The sequence below is a fragment of the Actinoalloteichus hymeniacidonis genome (assembly GCF_014203365.1).
Lineage (GTDB): Bacteria > Actinomycetota > Actinomycetes > Mycobacteriales > Pseudonocardiaceae > Actinoalloteichus_A > Actinoalloteichus_A hymeniacidonis.
In genome coordinates, this window is record NZ_JACHIS010000001.1 from 2,161,222 (window position 1) to 2,177,810 (window position 16,589).

General features: G+C 68.1%; 12 protein-coding genes. 8 read left to right on the forward strand and 4 right to left on the reverse strand.

Going from position 1 to position 16,589, the window contains the following annotated elements:
• Positions 1–246 precede the first annotated feature (246 nt).
• Positions 247–1,638, reverse strand: a complete 1,392-nt coding sequence (locus BKA25_RS09605; protein ID WP_069850501.1) for a COG1470 family protein — start codon at positions 1,636–1,638, stop codon at positions 247–249.
• Between the two features lie 176 nt (positions 1,639–1,814).
• On the opposite strand from BKA25_RS09605, the gene BKA25_RS09610 reads away from it, so the two are divergent.
• From BKA25_RS09610 to BKA25_RS09625, 4 genes are all read left to right on the forward strand, one after another.
• Positions 1,815–2,447, forward strand: coding sequence for a helix-turn-helix transcriptional regulator (locus BKA25_RS09610; protein ID WP_069850499.1), 633 nt, complete (start codon positions 1,815–1,817; stop codon positions 2,445–2,447).
• A 337-nt stretch (positions 2,448–2,784) separates the two neighbouring features.
• Positions 2,785–5,943 (forward strand): hypothetical protein, encoded by a 3,159-nt coding sequence (locus tag BKA25_RS09615; protein ID WP_236750303.1) that lies wholly within the window; start codon positions 2,785–2,787, stop codon positions 5,941–5,943.
• A gap of 70 nt (positions 5,944–6,013) precedes the next feature.
• On the forward strand, positions 6,014–6,739 hold the full coding sequence (locus tag BKA25_RS09620) for a Pvc16 family protein (protein ID WP_069850497.1): 726 nt from the start codon (positions 6,014–6,016) through the stop codon (positions 6,737–6,739).
• Positions 6,736–8,868 (forward strand): ATP-binding protein, encoded by a 2,133-nt coding sequence (locus BKA25_RS09625; RefSeq protein ID WP_084643188.1) that lies wholly within the window; start codon positions 6,736–6,738, stop codon positions 8,866–8,868. Before BKA25_RS09620 ends, BKA25_RS09625 begins: the two co-directional genes overlap by 4 nt.
• 16 nt (positions 8,869–8,884) lie before the next feature.
• Here BKA25_RS09625 and BKA25_RS09630 read toward each other — a convergent pair whose 3' ends face one another.
• Positions 8,885–9,790, reverse strand: coding sequence for a LysR family transcriptional regulator ArgP (locus BKA25_RS09630; RefSeq protein ID WP_069850495.1), 906 nt, complete (start codon positions 9,788–9,790; stop codon positions 8,885–8,887).
• Between the two features lie 70 nt (positions 9,791–9,860).
• On the opposite strand from BKA25_RS09630, the gene BKA25_RS09635 reads away from it, so the two are divergent.
• Entirely contained in the window at positions 9,861–10,469 is a 609-nt protein-coding gene (locus BKA25_RS09635) for a LysE/ArgO family amino acid transporter (RefSeq protein WP_069850493.1), read from the forward strand.
• A 26-nt stretch (positions 10,470–10,495) separates the two neighbouring features.
• On the opposite strand, the gene BKA25_RS09640 is transcribed toward BKA25_RS09635, so the two are convergent.
• A complete protein-coding gene (locus BKA25_RS09640) occupies positions 10,496–11,212 on the reverse strand; it encodes a hypothetical protein (protein WP_069850491.1) in 717 nt (238 codons plus the stop codon).
• Between the two features lie 594 nt (positions 11,213–11,806).
• On the reverse strand, positions 11,807–12,541 hold the full coding sequence (locus BKA25_RS09645) for a DUF7873 family protein (RefSeq protein WP_069850489.1): 735 nt from the start codon (positions 12,539–12,541) through the stop codon (positions 11,807–11,809).
• Between the two features lie 875 nt (positions 12,542–13,416).
• Here BKA25_RS09645 and BKA25_RS09650 point away from each other — a divergent pair.
• The 3 genes from BKA25_RS09650 to BKA25_RS09660 are packed head-to-tail and all read left to right on the forward strand — an operon-like array spanning position 13,417 to position 16,543.
• The gene (locus BKA25_RS09650) at positions 13,417–14,490 is read left to right on the forward strand and encodes an efflux RND transporter periplasmic adaptor subunit (RefSeq protein ID WP_084643186.1); all 1,074 of its coding nucleotides are present in this window, start codon (positions 13,417–13,419) and stop codon (positions 14,488–14,490) included.
• Positions 14,487–15,245 (forward strand): ABC transporter ATP-binding protein, encoded by a 759-nt coding sequence (locus BKA25_RS09655; protein ID WP_236750302.1) that lies wholly within the window; start codon positions 14,487–14,489, stop codon positions 15,243–15,245. Before BKA25_RS09650 ends, BKA25_RS09655 begins: the two co-directional genes overlap by 4 nt.
• The gene (locus tag BKA25_RS09660) at positions 15,245–16,543 is read left to right on the forward strand and encodes an ABC transporter permease (protein WP_069850487.1); all 1,299 of its coding nucleotides are present in this window, start codon (positions 15,245–15,247) and stop codon (positions 16,541–16,543) included. The genes BKA25_RS09655 and BKA25_RS09660 overlap by 1 nt, the downstream gene beginning before the upstream one ends.
• Positions 16,544–16,589 lie beyond the last annotated feature (46 nt).

Sequence of the window (16,589 nt, forward strand, 5' to 3'; positions counted from 1 at the left end):
GCAGGCCGATCGACGTCCTACTCGAGATCTCGCCGTACGACGGTCGAACGAACGCCCGGCAGAACCAGCGGAAGTAGTCAGTTCCGCAGGCTGATCTTCGTGGTGTGCGGCGCGTAGGGGCGATTGGGTGGGCGACGGTATCGATCGCCTGCGACTAGCGGCGAGTCGCGGGTTCTCGGACGGGAGCAGACGATGCGAACGGCTCATCGGGGAATCGGTGGTGCGAGCCGATGGATGCGGCCGGAATCAATCCTCCAGCGTCACGATCATTCCGCTGACGTTGAGCAACTCGACACAGCCCGCCGCCTGTTCGCCGGAAGCCGGAGTGCCGGGTTGGGCACAGTCCACCTCCACGATGATGTCGCTCTCCGCCGGGACGTCGATCGGTGTGACCCAGTGGTAGTCCTGGTTGCGGAAGGTCTCCAAGGCGATCCGGGCGATCACCGTCTCGTCGAAGGTGATCGTGACGATTCCCTCGTCTCCCTGGAAGTTCGACACCAGGATGTCGGTGACCCGGAAGAGCTGATCCTCATCCACCGTGTGTCGGCCCGTGGCAGACTCGCCGCTGTCGGTCTCGACCTCGATGGTGACCGTCAACTGCTCGCCCTCGCCGAGGCCACCGCCCTGTCCGTCCCCGGAGCCGGGTTCGGTCGAGCCCGAAGCGTCGTCCTGTCCCTCGGCGCCGCCACCCGAACCGGGGCCGCTCCCGTCTTCGGTACCGCCCTCGGTGGGCGGTGGGCCCGCGGGCGGGAAGTCGCCGGTCTCGACCATCTCCTCGGCGCGTTCCTCGGCCGCCTCGCGCGCTGCCGACTCGACGGCGGGTCGAACCAGCCCGAACCACAGCGCCAGCAAGGCCAGCAGCGCGGCCAACAGCCACAGCAACCACTGCGGCAGTACCGCGAGCTGGACGAACTGTGCTTCCGATGTCGCGCTGGACGGGGCCGTGTCCGCAGGCTCGTCGGCAGCGGAGGCCGGTTCCCCGATCACCGAGGTGGCCTCGGCATCCTGGTCCGTCGCAGGCGTGGTGTCGGTCGTGGCCGCGACGACCTGGAACGGGCGGGTGACCGGTTTGCCGAACCACATCAGCCTGCGTGCCGAAGCCTGCAGGTCGATCTCGGCGGTGGCCCCTGGCTCGATGGCCATCGTGGTGTGTGTGGTGTTGAACCGGAGTTGTTCGTCGGTGTCGACGAAGTCCAGCCCGGTGTGCGGCAACGACAACCCGGTGTTGCCCGCATTGTGGACGGCGATCCGGTAGTGAGCCCGTTTCCGGGCGCGCCGCACCTGCGGAACCACCTCGGCCGTCACTTCGTGGAACGGGCGGACCAGCAGAGTGCCCTCCGGCACCGTGGCGGTCTCGGGTCGCTCCGCCGGGATCACCCGGACACCGATCGGGATCTCGCCGACCGGAACCTCGGATGTCCTGGGCGGCCGCAGCACCACCTGCACCGTCTCCGACGTTCCCGGGTACAGCGACAGTCTGCCGGGCTCCACCGTGGCCCAACCTGCGCTGGCCCCGACTATCTCGAATTCGTACGCCTCGACGATGTCGCCGCCGTTTCGCACCGTGAGACTTGCGGTGGTCTCTTCACCGGGAGTGACGACCACGATGAGCGGGTCCAATTCCGCCGAGGTTGTCATACCTCCGACATTAGGGCGCGGGCGAGAGCATCGGCAGGGCACTCGGTACTGGGGTCCGGGCAGCCGCATTGCCCGAATGACCGTGTCTCGCTGCCTGTCGGTGCTGCAGGCGAACACATCTCTCTCACAGCGATCAGCGGCGACGCCATGGCGCCACTCCACGAGGAGGAAGACTGATGAGTATCGAACGAGTGCCGGTGGCCGTGTACGCGGAGGACCCGATCTCACAGACCGGGGTGACCTGCCAGTTGCGACCGCGTCCCGAGGTGGAGGTGCTGCGACTTCCCGACGAGGAGAATCGGGCGGTGGTGTCGTTGGTGGTGGTGGATCGGCTGGACGACAACGCCATCCGGTTACTGCGTCGACTCCGACAGTCCGGTGACACCCGGACCGGCCTGGTGGTCGGTCAGGTCGAACAGAACGCCCTGTCGGTGGCCATCGAATGCGGTGTCGCCGCAGTGATCCGGCGGGTCGACGCAGGCCAGGACCGTCTCGTCGAGATGATCATGGCTGCGTCCCGTGGCGAGGGCGTGCTACCCGGCGACCTGCTCGGCAGACTGCTGGAACAGATGGGGCAGTTGCAGCGCAAGGTGCTCGATCCGCGTGGCCTGACCATGTCCGCTCTGACCTCGCGCGAGATCGACGTCCTGCAACTCATCTCCGAGGGTTTCGACACCGGTGAGATCGCCACCAAGCTCTGTTACTCCGAACGCACCGTGAAGAACGTGCTGTACGAGGTCACCACCAGGTTGCAGCTGCGCAATCGGGCGCACGCCGTCGCCTACGTGATGCGGCACGGCCTGATCTGACGGTACTGCTGCCCGAAAGTCCCGGTTCGGATTCCCGACGCCTTGCCTGCCAGGTCTGGTCGGTGCGGGCCGCCGGAGCCGAGTATCGACGGTAGCCGGTGTGGATCGGGCGTTCGTGCCAGGGCATCGCCAGGATTGCGCGGGAAGTACGTGCAGTGTCTCCGTACAGCCGGATCGTTCACACCGAACCGTGACCGGCGGGCAAGCGACGCCGAGAGGAGAGAAGGCGGCGACGGTGATCCGGAGATCCGATACACGTTCCCTGCCCCGTGTTCCTGCAATTACCGCAGTCGGATTACTACTAGTCGGTCTGATCGTCGCTCCCACCGAATCCGCAGTGGCGCAACCACCACCCGAGGCCCCGCCTGACATCGGCCGGATCGCTTATGCGGGCACCGAACACCGGAGTCTGGGAATAGTCCAAGAGCAGTATGGCGGGACGGTCTCGATACCGTTGTTCGGCGAGGGCCCGACACATTTCGATCAGGACCCGTCGGCTCGCGGCGATCTGTTGGTGTTCACCAGTCTTCGCGATGAGGCGCGCCCGCAGGTGTACCTGCGCAACCCGGATGGTTCGGTGCGCAGATTGACCGAGGGACGCGATGCCGCCGCGCCCGAGTTGTCGCCCGATCGCACCCGCGTCGTCTTCGAGTCCACCGAACCACATCCGGGCGGAACGGGTGTGCACACTCAACTGTGGTCGGTCGGGGTCGACGGCGAAGACATGCGACCGCTGACCGACACGACCGCGGACGAGAAGACGCCGACCTTCTCCCCGGACGGAACCATGATCGCCTTCAGCGCGGATCTCGGGGATGGGCGTGGTCGGGAGATCTATCAGCGTCCCGTGTCCGGCGGCGCGGTGCAACGGGTCAGCGATGAACCCGAGGGTGCCGCCCTGGACCCTCAATGGCATCCCACCGACGAGATGATCGCCTATACGCTCGATCCGTCGGGCAACGGCGACCCCGCTGCGGTCGAGGGGATGCGGATTCGGCTGTTCGACCTGGCGGAGAACCTGGTACTGCCGCTGTTGGGCGGCGACCAGGAGTCCTGGAACAGCCGCTCGCCCGCCTGGGGGATCGAGGGCAACACACTGCTGTTCGTCAGCCGACAGACGGCTTCGGCCGCCGCGCGAGCGGGCGGACCGCCGATGTACGGCTCCGGCGATGGTGCAGGCGGGGCGGGGGAACACCCACCGGGCGGCACCCCGGCGGAACCCGGTACCGGTGAGGACCGCGTCTACGAGGTTCCCACCGACGGTTGTCTGCCGTACTGCGGCGTGCCGGATCTGGTGTCCGACGAGGAACGGGACATCGATGTCCCGACCTGGCTCGACCTGCCGCAGGGACCGCACCCGATCATCGAGCGGACCACCTCGGCCGATCCGTACACCGTGACGCTGCAGGACGTCCGGCCCGACGGCGCGGACCCGCGCGACCTGGGACTCGTCGTGCTGCGCGAGGACCCGGCGATCGGCACCGATTCCCGGCGGATGTGGTATCCGAACCCCGGATTCGATCCCTGGACGCATCGGCAGGCGTATTCGCCCGACGGCAGCACCCTGGTGGTGACCAGGTTCGAGGACACCGACTCCGGACGTGTCCAACGGCTCTGGCTGGTGGATGCGGACGGATCGAACCCGCGTCCGTTACCGGTGGCCGACCGCGAATCGGCAGATTGGGAGACCGACGCGACCTTCTCGCCGGACGGGGAGTTCATCGCCTTCGTCCGGCGAAGGCCCGGCGGCATTCGACCCGAGGCGGGCCTCGCACGCATCGTGGTGGTCGCCGTCGACACCGGCGCGGTGCGGTTCGCCGTCGCTCCGCCGCCGGAGTTCGCCGATCAGGAGGACACCCAACCTGCCTGGTCGCCGGACGGCAGTGCGATCGCCTTCACCCGTGGCCTGGTGACCGGCGGCTTCGACGACGAACAGCGTGACAACCACATCTGGACCGTCTCGGTGCCCGATCCGACGGTGCAGGTCGATCTCTCCGCCGCTGCCTGTGGTTTCGACTGCGATGTCGCCGACGACAGTGCCGCGTTCTCCCCGGACGGTCGGCGGGTGCTCTTCAACCGGGAGCACGATGCGCTGCTCACGGTGGATGTGGCAGGCGGTGACTGCACCGTCGTGCTCCCGTCGACCGGCTACGGCTGCCAGTCGGAGCTCATCACCGGGCCCACCGACGGCCCGTTCCAGCCCCGGGATGCCGCGTTCTCGCCCGACGGCGGTTCCGTGGTGTTCACCAGCAGGCGCGACGGCGACCCCCAGACTCCCGAAGCACTCGAGATCCTCGACCTCGCCACCGGGGAATCCACCGTGCTGACCGGGGAGCTGCCCGGCAGACAGAAGGAACCCAGTTGGCAACGGAGCACGAATCTCTCGACGACAGCACCCACCGACCCGGCCCCGATCGAGGTGGGCGAGGCGGTCGAGATCGTGATCCCGGTGCACAACGAGGGGCCCGCCCCGGCGCCGACGACGGAGTTGATCCTGACCTTCCCGCCGGTGTTGCGGCCGACCGGATTGACCACACCGCAGGGTGAGTGCGTCTTGGACGGTCTGCGTTGTGATCTGGGGTTGCTCGAGCCGGGGGAGTCGGTGGAGGTGGTCGTCGAGGCCGTCGGAACCGACCCGGGGCCGGGACGGATCGACTGGACCGTCGGCAGCAGCGTGCTCGAATCGAACCAGGGCGACAACGAGGCGGGCGTACCGATCGCGGTCGAGCCACCGGCCACCGAACCGCCGCCCGATCCACCGGGACCACCGGAGCCCCCGAACCCACCGGAGCCGCCCGACGTGCCGGCGCCACCACGGCCGCCGAGCGCCTTTCCGCCATTGGGTCCGGTGCTGGCCGGTCCGGCGGTGACGGTCGCCATCGAGCCGGATCCGTCCTATGTGGGCGGCACGGTGACCGTGCGCTACACCGTGACCAACGACGGCCCCATCCGCGCCACCGGCTTGCAGTTGCGCCCCGGCCTGCCTGCCTCCGTGCCGTTGCGCCGGTCCTCCGTGGGCTGTTCGCGCAACCTCTGCATCCTCGGTGACCTGGTCTCGGGCGGCACGAGCACCGTCCGATTCGTCTTGGCTCCCACCGAGGCGATCCGCACCCCGGTCGCGGCCCTGTTGACCACCACCGGCAGCGACGACGACCCCGATGACAATCGGGACGATGCGCTGCTTCGGGTGCTGCAACCACGCATCGTGGCCGTTCCCGACGTCGGCGATCCCGGCTTCGTGACCTCGGTTCGGGGCATCGATTTCCCGCCGGGCGATCCGGTGGAGCTGACCTGGGATCCCGGCTTGACCGCGCCCGCCGCGCCCACTCGGCCGCGCGCCGACGGAACGTTCGCGGCACAGCTTCTCGTGGTACCCAAGGACGGACTCGGACCTCGGCTGATCACGGCGTCGGGCGCGGGGTTCGCCTCGGTCGACACGGATTTCCTGGTGGTGGCCAGCACCATGTCGCCACCCGACCTGGGCAGCCGCCGATGAGCGGCCACCAGGACCGAAGACGACGGGCTCCTCGGTGGCGTCCCGTCGCACAGTCATCGAGAGGACGACGGTGATCCACGAGGTGGACGAGGGTTTACGTCGGATGCTGTCCGCCGAGAGCTTCCCCGGCGGGGAGATCGAGTTGGTCTTCGACGCGCCCACCAGGGCGTGGGCCGCTCGGCGGACCGCTCCGACGATCAATGTCTTCCTCTACGACATCAGGGAGGACGCCGAACGCAGGCGGACCAATCCCACCGAGGAGTTCGCCGCCGATGGAGTGACGATCGTGCGGCGGGAACCACCGCGCTGGTTCCAGTTGTCCTACCTGGTCAGCGCGTGGACGACGCGGCCACAGGACGAGCACCGACTGTTGTCGGCGGTGCTGTCATGTCTGATCGAGCACGACGAGCTGCCTGCGGCGCACCTCGAGGGGACCCTGGCCGGGTTGGGGCTGGGCGTGCCCATCGACGCTGCGGGCCCGGTCGGGGAGAACCGATCGGCGGCCGATCTGTGGTCGGCCTTGGGCGGCGAGTTGAAGGCTGCGGTGGACCTGCGGGTGCTGGCGCCGCTGGCGGGCAGGCAGATCGGCACGGCACCGCCGGTCACCGACGGATTGGTGATGCGAACCCGGGATTCGCGTTCCGACGCTGAATCGGCGCGCATCCGCCGCTTGCGCTATCAGAACCAGCCCGACCCGGAGGTGATCACCCCGCCCGATCCGACCGAGGGGCTGGGGGCCACCCGCCCGAGGCCGACCGGGCGCGGTCCTCGCCGACGTGGTGGGCGGATCCGATGACCTCGGTAGCCGAGGGCGCGGGACTCGATGGTCGACGGCATGCCACGGCGGATTCGAGGGCGGCCGAGCTGCGGGAACTCCTGGGCGGACTCGCGCTCGTCGAGCACCGGGTCCACAGGCTGATCGAGGCACGTGGCGGTGCCGAACAGGTCGAACAGGATCCGTACCGGGGGCTGTATCTGTCCGACGACGAGGTGGCGCGAATCCTGGCCGACCGGCCGGATGCCTCCACGGGGCTGCGGCGATCGGACTCGGTCGGCGAGGAGCCTGCGGGCTTCCTCCCCGACGATGGGTCGAGATTGGCGAGTCTCGCCCGACGGTTCGGCCTGGACCGGCTGGATGTGGAGTTCCTGCTGATCGCCCTGGCACCCGAGGTGGACAGCCGGTTCGAACGGCTCTACGCCTATCTCAACGACGACGTGACCCGCACCAGGGCGACCGTCGGGCTCGCGCTGTCGCTCGTCGGGCTGCCGCAGGCCGGGCACGGTCGATTCCGGCTCACCGAGGGTGCCCCGCTGCTCGCGGGCGGGCTGCTCGTCGTCCAGGACGGCGATCGACCGATGCTCACCCGATCCCTTCGTGTGCCGGATCGGGTGATCGGCCACCTGCTCGGGCACGATCGAATGGACCCGGCCCTGGCAGGCGTTCTGCGGCAGGCGGCGGGCGACGACGAGGATCCCGACCCACTCTCCTTGGCCCGCAGGCTCGGCGTCGCCTTGGCTGCGGGCCCCCGACTCATCTACCTGCGGGATCCCGACGGCGACGCAGGAAGGCAGGCGGTTGCGGCGTTGGCGGCCGCGCACCGGGCCGCCCTGATCGTCGACCCGGTCGGGTGGAACACCATGCCCGAATCGGCCGAGGTCGTGCCGCTGATCGCCAGGGAGGCCCGGTTGCGGGCCGCCGGGGTGATACTCGGTCCGCTCGACCGCGTTGACTTCGCGCGTCCCGGACAGCACACGCGCTTGCTGCGGGACCTGGCCGATCTCGCCGAGCACACGCCGGTGCTGTTCCACGGGCGACGGGAATGGGATCCGGAGTGGACGGCAGAACTGCCGATCGTGGTTCCGGTGCCTCCGATCAGCGGCGCCACCCGCGAGGCCGCCTGGAGTGCGGCCGTGGCGGAGGTGACCGGCGAGGGCGCCGCCGCCACGGTGCCCGAGGCGAACCTGGCGGCCTATCGGCTGAGCCCCGAACAGGTGCGGCGCGCAGTCGGTGCCGCCGCAGGCTTGGCGCTCGTCGATGGTGCGCCGCTGAACGGCGCGCACCTTCGGGCCGGGGTACGCGCCTACAACGCTGCCGGCTTGGATCGGTTGGCCCGCCGGATCACGCCCGCCGTCGGCTGGGACGACCTGGTGTTGCCCGCCTCGACTCGTCGACAGCTCTCCGAGTTACTACTGCGGGCCGTGCACCGGGACACCGTGCTCGGCCGGTGGCGGATGCGGCCCGGCGGCGGGCGCGGCCGAGGGGTGCTCGCGTTGTTCGCGGGCGAATCGGGAACCGGCAAGACGATGTCGGCGGAGGTACTGGCCGCCGAGCTCGGCCTGGAGCTCTACATCGTGGATCTGTCGACGGTGGTCGACAAATACGTGGGGGAGACCGAGAAGAATCTCGACCGCATCTTTACCGAGGCGGCCGGAGTCAACGGCGTGCTGCTCTTCGACGAGGCCGATGCGATCTTCGGCCGCCGCTCCGAGGTCCGCGATTCGCACGACAAGCACGCGAACATGGAGTCCGCGTATCTCCTGCAGCGCATGGAGTCCTTCGACGGCATCGCCGTGTTGACGACGAACCTGCGGGCCAACCTTGATGAGGCCTTCATCCGCCGACTGGATGTGGTCGCCGACTTCCCCATGCCGGATGCACCGCAGCGGCTCGCCCTGTGGGATCGCTGTCTCGGCACCGAGCTACCCAGGGCCGACGATCTCGACCTGCGCTTCTGCGCGGAGTCCTTCGAACTCGCAGGCGGCTCGATCCGCGCCTGCGCGCTGACCGCCGCGTACCTGGCCGCCGAGGCGGACGCCCCGCTGAGCATGGCGCAGTTGATCAACGCGATTCGTCAGGAGTATCGGAAACTCGGCAGGCTCGTCTTGGCGGGTGAGTTCGGGACCTGGCTGGAGACCTCGGAATAACGGGCGCCTCCTCGGCTCAGGACGGGGCCAACAGCGCGCGGGAACCCGCCGCCAGCACGGCTTCGGTGACCGCCGCCAACGGTGGCGAGTCGAGTCGCCAGTGTTGCCAGTACAAGGCGACGTCGACCGGTCGATCCGGAGCCAACGCGACGAGTTCCGTCGGGTCCGGCAGCGCCGCGACCTGCATCGTCGGCAGCATTCCCCAGCCCATCCCGCTGAGTACCGCCTGGCAGTACACCGCCGACTCCGGAATCACATGGCGCATCCCGCCGCCCCGCGAGCGTCTGCCGGTGAGCTTGCGAAGGAAGGCGTCCTGCAGATCGTCCTTGGCATCGAACACCATCACCGGGGCGGCGGGCAGTGCCTGCCGCAGCGGAGAGTCGGCAAGCCAGCGCGCGACGAACGCACGGCTGGCCATCGCCTGGTACCGCATGTGCCCCAGCGGCCGGACCGTGCAGCCCTGCACCGGTTGGGCCGAGGAGGTCACCGCCGCCATCACCAAGCCCTCCCGCAGCAGCTCGGCCGTGTGATCCTGATCCTCCCTGCGCACCTCGTAGCGGATCGGCAGGCCCTCGGGCTCCGGGTCGAGCGCGGCCAGGAACCAGGTGGCCAGCGAATCGGCGTTGACGGCGATCGAGACCGTGGTGGGCGCGCCGGTCCCCGCCGCTCCCAGCCCGGTGAGCGCATCGTCGGCGAGCAGGGCGAGTTGACGCGCATACCGAGCGATCACCACGCCGGACTCGGTCAGCCGGACGGGTTTCGAGCGGATCAGCAGTACCCGACCCGTCTTCTGTTCGAGCAGCTTGATCCGCTGACTCACCGCGGAGGGGGTCAGGTGCAGCACCTTCGCCGCCGCATCGAAGGTTCCCTCGTCCACCGCCGTGACCAGGGTCCGCACCAGCTCGGCCGGCAGATCAGGCATCACAGTTGCTTATGATACTGAAGAATCTTTAGCTGGACGCACGAAGTGGCGGCGACTTAGCGTCGTGGCCATGCCCGTGCTGCCCCCTATCGCCGCTGGTCTCGGTACCGGCCTGTCACTCATCGTCGCCATCGGAGCGCAGAACGCCTTCGTTCTGCGACAGGGCATCCGGCGGGAACACATCGTGCCGGTGGTGGTGATCTGCATCCTCTCGGACCTCGTGCTGATCACTCTCGGCGTCGCGGGCGTCACCACGGTGCTGCGGGAGCTACCCCAGCTCGCTCTGGTGATCCGGCTGCTCGGCGCGGCCTTCTTGATCGGCTATGGACTGCTCGCCGCCCGACGCGCGCTGCGTCCGACCGCGCTGCACCCCGGGGGCGGCGCCGCAGGCTCGTGGCAGGCCGCGGTGCTGACCTGTCTGGCCGTGACCTGGCTGAATCCCCACACCTACCTGGACGCGGTGTTGCTGTTGGGCACCATCGCCCACAGCTGGGACGCGCAACGCTGGTGGTTCGGTGCGGGCGCCGTGGCGGGCAGCGTGCTGTGGTTCGCCGTGCTGGGCTTCGGCGCGGGCCTACTCCGAGGGTTCTTCGCGCGCCCGGCCGCCTGGCGCATTCTCGACGGCCTCATCGCGGCGACGATGCTGACCCTGGGCGTGCTGCTGGCCATCGACGGGTGAGCCGCCCGTTGTGCGGGTCGGCGCAATCAGACCGGGCACCGGAGTCGATAGTCCCGGCGCCGCTCGGCCAGCCGCTCGCGAAGCGGCTGGTAGTCGTGATCGGGGAACAACGTGGGCAGGACCTCCAGCATGTCCTCCATCCGCCGTCCGGTGCCGGCGAATGCGCCGCCCTCGGACATCGAGATGTCGGTGAACAACAGTTGCCAACCGGTGGCGCCCTTGGTGATGCGCAGCGTGTCGAGGTACTCGGCGTAGCCGATGTCCAGTCGGTAGCAACCCATGGTCGAGGCCTTGAACCAGACCTCGGGATCGGTGACGCCCGGTTCGATACGCACCATCGCCATGTATCCGACGCCGCTCCAAGGAGTGTCGTCGAAGCAGCGGAACTGGGAGTACCGGCGATGTTCGCCGCGAGGAACGTCGAGTACAGCGAGCAGACCGCCCGCGTCGATCGCCTGGTCGAGGGTGCTCAAGCTGAACTCGCCGGTGAGCAGCGGATCGAAGGCGACCTCGGGGTTGGGCACCTGCCACTCGGCGGTGAGCCTGGAGAACCGCAGCTGTCTGTCGATCAACGCGGGTTCGAAGACGATGCCGTCTCTGTCGGCAAGGTCCCGGTAGATCCGCTCCACGTCTTGATCGGAGTCCGGCTCCTGTTCGATGGACAACTCGACCTCGGTGCAGTCGCGCAACGCGGCGAGCATGTCGAACCAGGTCGACTCGTAGGCGGTCGGCTCGGTGTCCATCGGTTCGTCCTTCCCGGCGCAGGAGCGGTGTTATCGCGCGGCGGCCCTGTGGTGACACGTGGAGGGCCTTGGGGCCACGGTCGGTCATTGTGGCTTGAGGGTCGGACTCAACGGGGTCGGTTGAGCCGATCCGTTGCCGCTGCGACGAAGGGGCCTACTGTCGGCGCCGAGGAGCGGAGATCGTGAGCTCGGGAAACACCGGTAGCGGCGGCGCTGCGTGCACTACCGGACCAACGCCGAGACGAGGTCGGAGGTGGGGCCCTGGCCATGTCCCGGCCAGGGCCCCGTGGGCCCGCCCAATTGCGCACACCGGTTCAGCTGAGTTCGCTGGATCAGTCCTTAGGTCGCCGCGCTCTACCGTTGAGCTACGGCCGCATGGGAGCGGCCAGCAGGATTTGAACCCGCACCTCGACGAGTCTTGTCCAACCTCGAAGAACCGGTGATCGACGGAAATACTGAAACTGGAGCGAGAGTCTGAGATTGATCTCGACCGCTGGCAGAGGTCGAGTGGGTTCAGGCTGACTCCTGAGTTTCAGCTTCACACTCCGCTAGGGGAGTGCGCCCCCGCGCTCCTGCGGGGGAGTTCGACGACGACTACCTGCTGAACAGGTAGCCGAACACGGTGTCACCGATGCGCTGGTCGGTGATCTCCAGGTTGTTGGCCTCCTCGCGGGCGAACTTGACCGCATTCTGCAGCTTCTCCAGCCGTTCCAACAGTTCGTTGACCCGACGAGCGGGCAGCGCCCCGGAGAACTTCACCGTGGACCAGTAACCGACGGCGATGTCCTCGTAGTACACCTCGACCTGCGCCGGGTGCTTCTCGGTCGCCTCGGCCTTGACGTGGTTACGCGGCACCTTCTTCGTGCGGATGGTCCGTACCTGCTCGGTGCGCCAGTGATCGGAGGCCTCTTCGAAGTTCCAGTCCTCGGCGGCGTCCAACAACGGCAGCTTCTTGACGACGGCGTGCAGCTCGGTCAGCTGCTTCTCCAGGAAGAGCAGATAGGACACCGGAACGTCGCTGAGCAGGGCGCGACCGTCGACCACGACATCGGCCTTGGCGATGCAGTTGGCCCAGTCCTTGGTGGCGGTCACGTCGAAGAGGCGGGTCAGCACGCTGGCGGTCTTGCGCAGGACGTCCTCGGTCTTGACCTGCACACGGGTGGACTCGGCAGGCAGCTGCTCGCCTTCCTCGTCCTTCGGCTGGTAGGTCCGCGAGATACCCGCTAACAGCGCGGGCTTCTGCAGCGCCTGCTGTGCCGAGGCGAGATCACGGAGTGCGCCGCTCTTGACGCCCTTCTCGACCGCGATGATCTGGTTCAGCTTGGTCATGGTGTGCCCCTTCGATCCGGCGGCACTGTATCCAGGCGACGATCTTGCCCGCAGCCGATTTTCGGAATCGGTGGATCACGGTGCTCTCCAGGGCGGCCTGCGGGACCCGGTCCACGAGAAGGACGGCCGAGCCTGCGTCCGCGAGGTGCCGCCGATCATCGTCGGCGAGTGGCCGGGGCGATGTGGTGACGTACGAATTCGCCGGGTCGGTACCGGTTTTCCGGTGTCGTTGGGGCGATTGCGCGCCGATTCCGCCTTTTTCGTTGTACCTGATGGTGCGGTTTTCTGCGGTGTCTCGATGTCGACCGGATCCGACACCTTCCGGTCGGTCCGGGTGCCTGTTCAGATCGGAATGCGCGCCGCTCCCGGAATCGTCCTGATCACCTTTTCGACACCTCGGTCCCACGTGCCACGCGATCGCGCGGCTCGCGCGAGGTGCTTCACGATTTGCGATAACCGCGGATTCCGGTCGGCGGGCGGTGAATGGCGACAGCGACGCGACGGGACTTCTCGCCGCGACGTCGGTTTGCCCGATTGGTCCGTAGATCGTCGTGATCTCGGGATATTCATCGCGCGCAGGCCCCACCTCCTGCTCGGTACCGAGCGGACCCACTGTCGACCCGGTGTATACATCGAGTGTATAGTCCTCCGCACGGGGTGGCCCGGGGCGGCAGGCGAGGGGTCTGCCGCCGCAGCCCCTTCGATTGACCAGCCGTTTCGCGGTGTCGGTCGTTCGGCCGGTACCGCAACGCGCGAGTTTCCACCGTGCTGCACGGCGGGCTCGCCGAAGCCGCTTCTCATTGCGGTGGCGGCGCAACGTGTGGTGACGGATGCGCGTCTAGTTGATCGACAAACCTTCCATAAAATGGGGGCAGATGGTGCGCAAGCACAGTTTCCTCGGCGCTCTCGCGCTCGGAGTCGCGGCGGTGACGGTGACGACGGCCTGCTCGTCCACTGAGCCCGCCGCGCAGAATCCGGAGTTATCCGAGCGCGGTACGACGATGACGACGGTCACGCCGAGCAGGCAGGACCTCACCAGTAATGTCAGTCTGGCCGCGCAGGTGGCGATGAATCCGGTCTTCGGCGTCGCGGCACCGGTCGATGGAGAGGTCCGTTTCTTCGACATCGCGGATACTCCGGGTACGCCGACGATCGCCACCAGAGTGGCCAATATCTGGAATGACAATGGCGCCACGCCGGTCGACATTCCGCCGAATTCGGCGTTCGCCGGGCGGCTCGTCGAAGAGAGCGGAAACGTCGCAACGGGCACGCCGATCGTCTCGGCGCGCCTCGGTGGTTACGCCATCGTCGCGCCGATCGACGGCGACCAGGCCTACGAGATCAGTGACGCCCTCGCGTCGGTCGAGGCCCAGATCAAGAACGGCCCCGGCCCCTTCCCGTGCACGGTGCTCGGCACCATCGCAGCGCTGCCTGCGGGCACGATCCCGGAGCCGGAGGAGGAATCACAACCGGAAGGAGATGGTAGCGAGGAGGGAATCACGGACCAGGTCGACGGCGAGGAGCTGGATGGCGGCGCAGGCGCAGGAGACGGCCTTCCACAGCCGCTCGGACTGCAGGCGTCCGAGGCGACGCCCCTGCAGGTCGTCTGCACGGTTCCCGACGACGTGCGGCTGATCAACGGTGCCGCCGCGACGCTGGAACTGGTCAGCGAGCAGGTGACGGACGCACTCGTGGTCCCCGTCGAAGCAGTGGCGGGCGCCCAGGGACGCGGCCGGGTCGACGTGCTGAACGCCGACGGCGAACGTCAGACGGTCGACGTCGAACTCGGCCTCAGTGACGGCGAGGTGATCGAGGTGCTCTCCGGCCTCGAAGGCGACGAGACGCTCGCCGTTCCCGGTCCGAACATCCCGCCCGGCGAGGACCTCGGCCCGGCGGACGGCGAAGGTGAAGGCGAGGACCTGACCGAGGGTGAGGAGCCGCAGCCGTGACCGTGGACGACGCCACCATGCAGCTGCCGAGGGTGCAGCCACTCACCGGAGAGCTTCCTCATCGGCTCGTGCACCTCACCGGCATCACCAAGACGCTGAAGGGGCAGGGCGAACCGCGCGACATCCTCTCCGACGTGAACCTGACCGTGCACGGCGGTGAGAGTGTGGCGATCCTCGGTCGATCGGGCTCGGGCAAGAGCACCCTGCTCAGCCTGATCGGTCTGTTCGACCGGACCGACGGCGGCAGCTATCTCCTCGGGGAGCAGGACATCACCAGACTCCCCGAGAACAAGGCCGCCGCCCTGCGCAGCGCCGAGTTCGGTTTCGTCTTCCAGCGGTTCTTCCTGCTCAAGCATTTGACCGCCGCGCAGAACGTCGCCATGGCGCTGGTCAACGGGCAGGGCTGGTTCTCTCGGCGTGAGCGGCAGGCGAAGGTGTTGGCCGCGTTGGAACAGGTCGGCATCGCGCACCTGGCCAAGCAGAAACCGCCACGGATGTCCGGCGGCGAGCAACAGCGGGTGGCGATCGCGCGGGCACTGGTGCGCCAGCCCCGCATCGTGCTGGCCGATGAGCCGACGGGAGCGCTGGACACCGAGACCGGCCGCATCGTGATCGACGCCCTGCTCGAGACGACCAAGCGGGGCTGCGCACTGATCCTGGTGACCCACGACAACGCCCACGCCGCGAGGATGGGACGAGTCGTGCGGCTGGACGCGGGCGTGCTCACCGAGACCCGTTCGGGAGTCGCCGCGTGATGCGAATGTCGGGGCGGCTGCGGTCGTCACTCATCATCGGTGGTCAGGGCATCCGGGCCAGGAAGCTGCGGACCTTCCTCTCCATGGTCAGCCTCTTCCTGGGGGTGCTCGCCGTCGTCGCCGTGCAGGCGGGGTCGGAGATCGCCCAGCGGGCGATGCTCGCCGACATCGAGCTGCAGAACGGCGTGGACGGCACCACCCGGGTCTACTTGCCGCAGCATGCTCAGTCGGCGGAGATCGCACTGGACTCGCTGGCGGGCCGGGACGATGCCGTCTCCGTGAGCATGGGCGGTGCGATCATCGGCGAACCCGGTGTCGCGCCGCTCAACCCAGGAGGGGCACCGTTCGACGTTCCCGGAGGCTACTCGCGGGGCGGGAGCTACTGCGATGCCTCCGGTTGTTTCGAGATGGAAGATCCGAATGCCGGATTGCCCAGCGGACAGGCGATCGAGGTGTCCCTCACCTCGTTGTCGGGGGACATCAGGGAGTTCAAACCGTTCCGGCAAGCCTCCGGTGACTGGCTCGATTTCCAGAGTGCGCCTGCGCTCGCGCCGCGCATCGTGGTCAACACCGCGGCCGCCGATGGCTTCGAGATGTACGACATCCCAGCCGAGATGGCCGTGTCTGGAGCAACGGCCAACATGACACCACAGATCATCGGTGTCGTCGACGACGGCGGCAGCGCCCCGATGGCCTACGTACGCACCGACGAGATGCTCAACTGGATGCCGGTCTCGGAGACCGCCGATCCCTTCTTCGGTGGTGTGGAGGTCTTCCTCGCGCCTTCGGCGGTGGACATGGAGCAACTGTTGCGCTCGAAATTGAGTGCGGTGGGTGCCGACGTCGACCAGATGGGTTCCTGGATGGTGACGTCGAAGGCCGACGCCGAGGAACAACTCGCGGTGATGCGGCTGATCTTCCTCTCCCTGGCCGGGCTGGTGTTGCTCATCGGCGTTGCGGGCATCCTGAACGTCGGGCTCGCCACCGTCGGCGAACGGGTCGAGGAGTTCGCGTTGCGGCGCGCGGTGGGCATGTCCCGGCTGCTCCTGGCAGGCATCGTGCTCGCCGAGACCCTGCTCACCGGGCTGATCACCGCTGCGGCGGCGATCGGCGCTGGAGCCCTCGGCCTGCAGGCTCTCTCGATGTTCGTCAGCACCCCGGTACTCCAGGATGTCGCCTTCCCCTGGCAGGCAGGGGTCTCCGGTGTCATCGCCGGGTTGGTCGCGGGCATCCTCGGTGGGTTGATCCCCGCGATCCGGGCCGCCCGTATTCCGATCGCCACGGTGATGCGGGCCTGAGAGCACGCTCCCTTCACCAACGGTGCCCCGGTCGCTGTTCGCGGCC